Origin of the sequence: uncultured Phascolarctobacterium sp. (genome assembly GCF_905212365.1) — a bacterium.
GTDB lineage: Bacteria > Bacillota > Negativicutes > Acidaminococcales > Acidaminococcaceae > Phascolarctobacterium_A.
The window spans coordinates 1-8,558 of sequence record NZ_CAJMEH010000074.1; the positions used below are offsets into that span (position 1 = coordinate 1).

An 8,558-nucleotide genomic window follows, 5' to 3' on the forward strand; every position below is an offset into this window, starting at 1 on the left:
GCGCCCACCACACAAACGTTAGAGCGCCGACCACAGCTTTTGGCAAAGACCCTTATTTTTTATTATTTATTTTGCCGTCGCCAGCATTAGCTTGATACGGTTTTCCTGATTGACGCGGGAAGCGCTGGCGTCGTAATCGATAGCCAGAATATTGGCCTCCTCAGCAATCTCCTTAATCTTATTAATCATGCCGCGTCCGGCGATATGATTGGGCAGACAGCCGAAGGGCTGGGCGCAGATAATATTAGTATAGCCGCTGTGTACCAGCTCCAGCATTTCTGCCGTAAGCAACCAGCCCTCGCCCATATTATTGCCGTAACCAATCACGCCCTTCGCCATGGCTTTCGTTTCTTCATAAGTAGCCGGCGGGCTGAAGGGCGCCTTGCTCAGCGCCTGATGCAGAATACTTTCCAAATGCTTTAAATACCACATCGCGCCCTTATTCGCGCCGTAGGTCAAAAAGCTGCCGCCGTACAGCTTATAATCGGTTAAATATGTATCCACGCAGTACATCACGAAGTTCAGCAGACCGGGCAGCATATATTCGCATTTTTGCTGCTGCAAAAATTTTTCCAGATTATTATTGCCCAGCGCGGCGTATTTAATATAAATTTCGCCCACAATGCCTACCTTGGTTTTCGGCGCGCTGACGATGGGCACGTCGGCAAATTCCTCGGCGATAGCCTTAGTCAGCTTTTTAATGCTGCCCAACGCCTGGGCCTTGCCGTTTTGGAAAGCCGCGTCCAGCTTTTCCAGCCATTTTTTAGCCAAAGCGTCGCTGGCGCCCTGCACCACTTCGTAAGGGCGAATTTTATTCGTCAGATACATTAAAGCGTCGCCGTAAATGACCGCCGCCAAAAATTTACGCAGCATGGAAGCGTCCAGATGAAAGCCAGGCTGCTTTTCCAAACCGCTGACGTTTAAGCTGATAACGGGAATGTGGCTGAAGCCGGCCTTTTCCAAAGCCTTGCGCAGCAGGTAAATATAATTGGACGCACGGCAGCCGCCGCCCGTCTGGCTGATAATCAGCGCCACGCGCTGCAAATCGTACCTGCCGCTTTCCAGCGCGTTAAGCAGCTGGCCGATTACCAAAAGCGCCGGATAGCAAATATCGTTATTTACATATTTCAGACCCGTTTCCACTACCTCGCGGCTGGTGTTCTGCAAAATTTCCGCCTTGTAGCCGCAGCTTTTCAGCGCAGCCTGCAGCAGTGAGAAATGCAGCGGCAGCATACCGGGAATCAGAATGGTATGGGTCTTTTTCATTTCCTCAGTAAAGGGTATGAAACCGGGATTTGTAGCTTCCGCCATCCAAAACCCTCCTTTAGTTATTATCCAAATCGAACAGGTTGGCCGCCGAGAACAAGCTGCGAATGCGAATCTTAGCGGCGCCCAGGTTATCGATATCGTCTATTTTTATTTGCGTATAAATCCGCCCGCGCTCTTCTAAAATGCGGCGGCATTCGTCGGCAGTAATGGCGTCGCAGCCGCAGCCGAAGCTTACCAGCTGTATCATATGCATATCCGGATTTTCGGCGACGTATTTAGCGGCGGCGTACAAACGGCTGTGATAGGTCCATTGATTGAGCACCTGTAAATCAGCGTCCAAATCCTGCGGCTTGACATAAACGCTCACGGCATCCTCGCTGACCAGCGCCGCGCCCATGGTCGTAATCAGACGATCAATGCTGTGGTTGACCTTGGGGTCGATATGATACGGCCGTCCGGCCAGCACTACGAGGGGCTTACCCAACGCGCGCGCTTGAGCGATAATTTTTTCGCCGCGCTCACGCACCTGCGCTTCAAACGCATAGTACGCCTGAAACGCCGCGTCGACGGCGGTCTTTATTTGCGCCTTGGTCATATCCGGGTAATCCTTGCTAAACATTTCGTAAAGCTTTTTCACCAAAACCTTTTTATGCAGCAATCCCAGATAATCAAAGAAGAAATGCACTTTTCCCAATTCGCGCATATTAGCGTGCAGCGCTTCGGGATAATAAGCCACTACGGGACAATTATAACAGTTTTCCGCGCTGTGTTCGTCGATATTATACGTCATACAGGGATAAAAAATATTTTGCACGCCCTTATTCAGAAGCCATTTAATATGCCCATGCATCAGCTTCGCCGGATAGCACACCGTATCGCTGGGGATGGTACCCTGCCCTAGGCGGTAAATCGTTTTATCCTCTATCGGGCTGGCCAGCACCTTAAAACCCAAAGCGTTGAGCAGGGCCTGCCAGAACGGCAGCAGCTCGTACATATTGAGTCCCATGGGCACGCCCATAACGCCGTGCGCAGGCTGTTCGTTGTTGGGCAGCTGCCTGAGCAGCTCCAGCTTTTGCCGGTACAGGTTCAAATCGTCCTTGGGCGCCATGTGCGTAATGGGGCGTTCGCAGCGGTTGCCGCTGATAAAGCGCTTGCCGCTGGCGAAGGTATTGACAGTCAGATGGCAATGGTTGCTGCACAAGCCGCAAGTAACTCCTTTAACGGTGTGCGTAAAAGCGCGCAACTGCTGTAAATTCACAATCGCCGTCGGCCGCGGGTCTGCTGCATAACGCCTTTGCGCGTACAGCGCCGCGCCGTAAGCACCCATAAGCCCCGCGATATTGGGGCGCACTACCTGCAAGCCCATCTCCTGCTCGAAAGCTCGCAGCACGCAGTCGTTCAGGAACGTGCCGCCCTGTACGACGATGTGCTTGCCAATGGCTTCCTTGCTGCCGGGGCGAATAACTTTATATAAGGCGTTTTTCACAATGCTGATGGATAGACCCGCGCTGATATTGGCGACGGAAGCGCCGTCCTTCTGCGCCTGCTTGACGCTGCTGTTCATAAATACGGTGCAACGGCTGCCCAAATCCACCGGTTTGTCGGCGAACAAACCGATTTTAGCGAATTTTTCCGCAGTGTAGCCTAAGATTTCGGCGAAGGTCGGCAAAAAGCTGCCGCAGCCGCTGGAGCAGGCCTCGTTCAAAAATATATTGTCAATCGCGCCGTTATGGATTTTCAGGCACTTCATATCCTGCCCGCCGATGTCCAGAATAAAATCTACCTGCGGCTCCAAATGCTGCGCAGCGTAAAAGTGCGCCATGGTTTCGACAATGCCGTAATCGATGCCGAAGCCGTGACGGATTAAATCCTCGCCGTAACCGGTAACAGCCCCGCCAAGCAGGCGGCAGCCGGGATATTTCTGATAAAAGTCCGTTAAATAATCACGCACCGCAACGACGGGGTTGCCCTTATTGCTCTGGTAAAAAGAATCCAACAGCTCGCCCTGCGGACTGATGACGGTGATTTTAATCGTCGTGCTGCCCGAATCTATGCCGATAAACGCCTGCGCCGCGCCCTCCGGCGAACCGATAGCGACGGAATCGCGCTGATGCCTGCGCGCAAACTCCGTATATTCCTCCTGATTTTTAAACAGCGGCGGCAAATGCTCGAAGGTATGCGTCTTAATCGCCGCCGCCAGTTTTGCCGGCAGCTCGTCCAAATCCACCTCGCGTTCGGCGCAGAAGGCCGCGCCCATCGCCACGTAATACAAGCTGTTTTCCGGGCACACGCCCTTGATATTTAAAATATTATCGAAGCTTTCGCGTAAGCAGCTAATAAAAGTCAGCGGACCGCCGAGATACAGGACGTCGCCCTCAATAGGGCGTCCCTTAGCCAGTCCCGTAACCGTCTGGCTGGCCACAGCGTGAAAAATGCTGGCCGCCAAATCGCTCTTGGCTGCGCCCTGGTTTAGCAGCGGCTGAATGTCGCTTTTCGCAAAAACGCCGCAGCGGCTGGCAATGGTGTAGGTAGTCGTGGCCTGCCGCGCCAAATCGTTCATAGCCGCAGTTTCTACGTTCAAAAGCGAGGCCATCTGGTCGATAAACGCGCCTGTGCCGCCCGCGCAGCTGTCGTTCATGCGCGCGTCGAAGTGACGTCCCAGGAATAATATTTTCGCGTCCTCGCCGCCTAATTCAATAACCGCGTCCGTTTCCGGGTGCAGCCGTTCCGTGCAAACCTTTTCGGCAAAAACCTCCTGCACAAATTGCAAGCCGCAGCCTTCGGCGATGCCGATGCCCGCGCTGCCGCTGATAGCCAGATGCGCCGTGCGCAGTCCAGGAAATTTTTGTAAAAGTTCGTCGTGCAATTCCAGTATTCTTTTGGCGATCTGGCTATAATGCCGCTGGTACTTGCAATACAGCAAATTGCCAGCGTCATCGAGCGCCGCTATCTTGATAGTGGTGCTGCCAACGTCCAATCCAATCCGCATAGTAACCTCCGTTAACTTTAAGTAATTTGCCCATAAATTTTCACTTTATATTTTACCGCTTAACTGCGAATTAGTAAAAGGGTTACGCGAATAAACAACTAAAAAAACCGCAAACTTCACAATTTATTCATCATTTTGCCAGCGTAGTTTTATACTGCGCCAAATTATCCAGGACGTAAGCTTCCAGCTTATTTAAAAAATCGCCGCGGTCAAAGCTCCCCGATAAATGCTGTACGATTGGGCTGCGGTGCTGCAAATACAGCAGCATAAAGGGAGCCATCGTCCCGAAGATGCAGCTGTACAAGCGCATATCCGTTGCCGGCAGCTCCAAATAGCTCGCAAAAAGCTGCAGCACGATATGAAATTTAGGCATATTGATGTTTAAAACCTGCATGAACATGGGCGAAGGCGTCAGCAGCTCGCGCGTCCACACTTCCACATACCAATTATCCTGCTTTAAAAGGGAAATATACATCCGAACGAATGCCTTAATCTTATCTGCCGCCGATTGCTCGCTATGATAAAGTCGCTCCAATTCCTCTAAGGTCATAAGGTGGTCGTGAACCTCCTGCAAAACGGCGATATACAAGCCGTCGCGGCTGCCGAAATGATAATTGACGGCGGCCATATTAACCTGCGCCGCCTGGCAAATACTTTTGCTGGTGGTCTGCGCAAAGCCGCGGCCGGCAATCAGCCGTCCGGCGCATTCGATGATATGGGCGCGGGTTTCCAGCCCGTCGCTGCGGGACGCAATATGCGTATAAGATGCTTTTTTCGTCATGTTTCTCTCCTTATGAAAGCTTATTGCGGAACAGCCATGCCGCCGTCGGCATCGTTACCGCCGCTACGATAAGCATGGGAATAAAATTCAGGGCAATATCGCCCATGCCGCAGCCCTCCAGATAAATGCGGCGAAAGGCGTCGATAGCAAAACGCAAGGGATTGGCATAGGTAGCGTATTGCAGCGCTTCCGGCATACTGCGCACCGGCGTAGCCATACCGGACAGCAGCGTCATGGGCAGCAGCAAAACGAAGCAGTACACCATAACCTGCTGCATATTTTTGGAAATTGCCGAAATGGACAAGCCGATGCCCACGCTGCTCGCCAAGAAAATAAACAGCGTTAAATACAGCGTCAGCAGCGAACCGGCAAAGGGAATGGCAAACCAAAAACGCGCCACCAGCAGCACCAGCGTAGCCTGCAGCAAACCGATGAGGATGGGCGGCACCGCCTTGCCCAGCAAAATTTCGCCCGGCGTTAAGGGCGTCACCAGCAGCTGGTCGAAAGTCCCCTGCTCCCGCTCCTTAGCTACGGAAAGCCCCGCCAGAATCATGGTCTGCAAAAAGGTCAGCAGCCCCAGCATGGCTGGCAAAAACATCCAGCGCGTAATCAAATTGGGATTGTACCAGCTGATGGTTTCAACCTTGAGCAGCTGCCGCCCGCCGTGCATCCAGGCGTTAAAATCCGCCGCCACGCTGCTCACATAGCCTGCCACAATCCCCGCCGTCGTGGTATTGCGTCCGTCCGTAATTATTTGCAGCGGCGTCTGCTGCCCCGCGTGCAGCCTGTCGGCAAAATTCTGCGGTATCGTCACCACCAGCAAAGCGGCGTCGGAATCTATACAAGCCGCTATCTGCGAGCTGCTCTGCAAAGTAACGACCCGATGAAAAATTCCCGTGCCGTCCAAGCGCGCCGCAAATTCGGCGGACAGAGCGCTGCGGCTGTGGTCCAGCAGCGCATAGGGCACGTTATCCAGATTATATGTGGAAGCATAGCCAAAGACAATACTTTGCACAATAACCGGCAGGATTAAAATCGTCCGCACCCGCGGGTCCTTAATCGTGGTCAGCAGCTCCTTGACAATAATAAATTTAAGTCGTCGTAAAAATATTTTTAATTCCTGCATAATCAGTCCCGCTCCTTCAATCCAGCCGCTTGCGCGTTACCTTCAAAGCCAAAGCCATAAACAGAATTGCGTATCCCAGCAAAATAAGATTATTCTTCACAATCAGGCTCCAATTATTGCCGGCCAGCAGCAGCGTTTTTAAAAGCTGCATATAATAGGTCGGGGGCAGCACATAGCCTATAGCGCTTATCCAGGCGGGCACGCTGCGCAGATCAAACAAAAATCCCGTCAGCATCATCACCGGCATAATGCTGACCAAAAGCGATACCTGACAGGCCAGAAATTGATTTTTTGTCAGCGCCGAAATAGTCAGCCCGATGCCCAACGCCACCAAAAGATACAGCATCGAAGAAAAGATAATTACCCCAAGGGAGCCGCGAACGGGCACGCCGAAAATATAATAGGCCGACGCCAGGCACAGAGCAAAGCCCAGCATGGCTACGCAGAAGTAGGGCGCTATTTTGGCCAGCACCAGCTCCGCCGCGTGTACCGGAGTGACGAAGATGGCCTCCAGCGTGCCCCGTTCCCATTCCCGCGCCATAACCAGCGAGGTCAGAAAAATGCCCACGATGGACATAATGAGAACTATAATACCGGGAATAAAATACCAGGTGCTGGTGTTAGCCTCATTGAACCAAAGCCTGCCGGCCACAGTTATCGTGCCCAGTTGCCCGGCCCCCGCCAGGCTCAGCTGGCTTTGCTGCCATTGGGCCAAGCCGCTTTCCACATAGCTTTTAATCATCGTGGCCGTCGCCGCCTCCACTCCGTAAAGAATGAGCTGCACCTGGCCCCGCTGCTGGTAAAGCTGCTGCGTAAAGCGCGGCGGCACTACCACGATGGCGTCCACCTGCCGCTTATCCATCAGCTCCATGGCCTCGGGCATGGAGGTCACATAATGGGGCTCAAAATAATCGGAGCCCGTCATAAAGCTCAGCATATCCTGCGCCACCGGCGACGTATCCTGCAAAACCACCGCCGTCGGCACCTTTTTCACATCCAGCGACAACCCGTAGCCGATAATAAAAATCAGCATAATAGGCAAAGCCACGCCTATCAACATACTGCTGCGGTCTCGCAATAGCTGCTTAAATTCCTTATTGATTAAAGCGCGCAAGCGCGTCCAAATCCCCGTCGTCATAATGTTACCTTTGCCGCAGAATGCGCCTGCTCAACGATTGCAATAAAGGCCGCGTTCATATCCGGCAAGCGCCGCCCCTGCTGGCAGCGAATCGCCGCCGGAGCATCCAGCGCCAGCATTCTGCCCTGATCCTGAATCATAATACGGTCGCAGTATTCCGCTTCCTCCATAAAATGCGTGGTAATAATAATGGTGGTGCCATTGGCTGCCAGCGCCGTAATCTGCCGCCAAAATAAACGGCGGGCCAGCGGGTCGATGCCGCTGGTAGGCTCGTCCAAAAATAAAATTTTCGGCTCGTGCAGCAGCGCCGCCGCCATGGATAAGCGCTGCTTGTAGCCGCCCGGCAGCTGCTCCGTCGGAATCTCCGCTGCGTCCAGCAAATTAAACTGCTCCTTGACGGTTTGTATGCGCCGCTGCAAACGGCCGTCGTCCAAGCCGTACACGCCGCCGTAAAAATGCAGGTTTTCGTCCACCGTCAAATTGCCGTACAAGGAAAATTTTTGCGCCACATAACCAACGTTGGCCCGCGCCTGGTTACGCGCCCGCCGCAAATCCATCCCCGCCACCGACAAGCTGCCGCTGGTCGCCGGCAAAAGCCCGCACAGCATTCTAAAGGTCGTCGTCTTGCCCGCGCCATTAGGCCCCAGCAGCCCGAAAATTTCTCCGCGGCGCACGCTGAAAGACGTATTGTTTACGGCAATAAAATCGCCGAAGCGCTTAACCAGCTCGCGCACCTCTATGTCCAGGTCCGTACCGGCACGAAAGCCGCGCCGGTAATCTATGGGAAAGCTTTCATTATTAAAGCCGTCGCCGCCGCGCTCGCGCAAAAGCAGCATAAAGCCGTCCTCCAGCCGCGGCGTTACCTGCGTCAAAATCAAGCCGCTGAAATATTTATAGGCGTCCAGCTGCGGCAGAGCCTGCGTATCCCTGACGATAAAGCGCACCGCGCCGCCCTCCGGCACCGCATCCAGCACTCTTGCGCTGTCATCCAGCAGGCAGGCCTGCAAAATACGGGTAGGCACTCCCGTCGGCGGCTGCAAGCGGAAGCAGCGCCCCGCAGCTAACTGCCGCAGCTGCTGCGGCGTGCCCTGCGCCAGCACCGCGCCCTCATGCAAAACGATAACGCTGCTGCACAGCTCCGCCTCCTCCATATAAGCCGTGCTGACAATAACCGTTATCCCTTCGCTGGCCACCAACTCCTGCAAAATCTGCCACAGCTCGCGGCGGGACAGCGGGTCCACGCCCACCGTCGGCT

General features: G+C 53.8%; 6 protein-coding genes. All 6 read right to left on the reverse strand.

From position 1 onward, the window contains the following. Window positions 1-66: 66 nt before the first annotated feature. The gene (locus QZ105_RS09580; protein ID WP_293729697.1) at window positions 67-1,311 is read right to left on the reverse strand and encodes a 2-hydroxyacyl-CoA dehydratase; all 1,245 of its coding nucleotides are present in this window, start codon (window positions 1,309-1,311) and stop codon (window positions 67-69) included. A 13-nt stretch (window positions 1,312-1,324) separates the two neighbouring features. Next, on the reverse strand, window positions 1,325-4,258 hold the full coding sequence (locus tag QZ105_RS09585; protein ID WP_293729698.1) for an acyl-CoA dehydratase activase-related protein: 2,934 nt from the start codon (window positions 4,256-4,258) through the stop codon (window positions 1,325-1,327). A 130-nt stretch (window positions 4,259-4,388) separates the two neighbouring features. Then, entirely contained in the window at window positions 4,389-5,039 is a 651-nt protein-coding gene (locus tag QZ105_RS09590; RefSeq protein ID WP_293729699.1) for a TetR family transcriptional regulator, read from the reverse strand. 10 nt (window positions 5,040-5,049) lie between these two features. Further along, the gene (locus QZ105_RS09595) at window positions 5,050-6,165 is read right to left on the reverse strand and encodes an ABC transporter permease (RefSeq protein ID WP_293729700.1); all 1,116 of its coding nucleotides are present in this window, start codon (window positions 6,163-6,165) and stop codon (window positions 5,050-5,052) included. 16 nt (window positions 6,166-6,181) lie between these two features. Beyond that, the gene (locus QZ105_RS09600; RefSeq protein WP_293729701.1) at window positions 6,182-7,303 is read right to left on the reverse strand and encodes an ABC transporter permease; all 1,122 of its coding nucleotides are present in this window, start codon (window positions 7,301-7,303) and stop codon (window positions 6,182-6,184) included. Next, window positions 7,300-8,558: ATP-binding cassette domain-containing protein (locus tag QZ105_RS09605; protein WP_293729702.1), on the reverse strand; the 1,259-nt coding region annotated here is incomplete at its 5' end. The genes QZ105_RS09600 and QZ105_RS09605, both read right to left, overlap by 4 nt.

Coding starts and splice junctions, on each gene's coding strand:
- QZ105_RS09580 (WP_293729697.1), bottom strand. CDS start 1,311: ATGGCGGAAGCTACAAATCCCGGTTTCATACCCTTTACTGAGGAAATG.
- QZ105_RS09585 (WP_293729698.1), bottom strand. CDS start 4,258: ATGCGGATTGGATTGGACGTTGGCAGCACCACTATCAAGATAGCGGCG.
- QZ105_RS09590 (WP_293729699.1), bottom strand. CDS start 5,039: ATGACGAAAAAAGCATCTTATACGCATATTGCGTCCCGCAGCGACGGG.
- QZ105_RS09595 (WP_293729700.1), bottom strand. CDS start 6,165: ATGCAGGAATTAAAAATATTTTTACGACGACTTAAATTTATTATTGTC.
- QZ105_RS09600 (WP_293729701.1), bottom strand. CDS start 7,303: ATGACGACGGGGATTTGGACGCGCTTGCGCGCTTTAATCAATAAGGAA.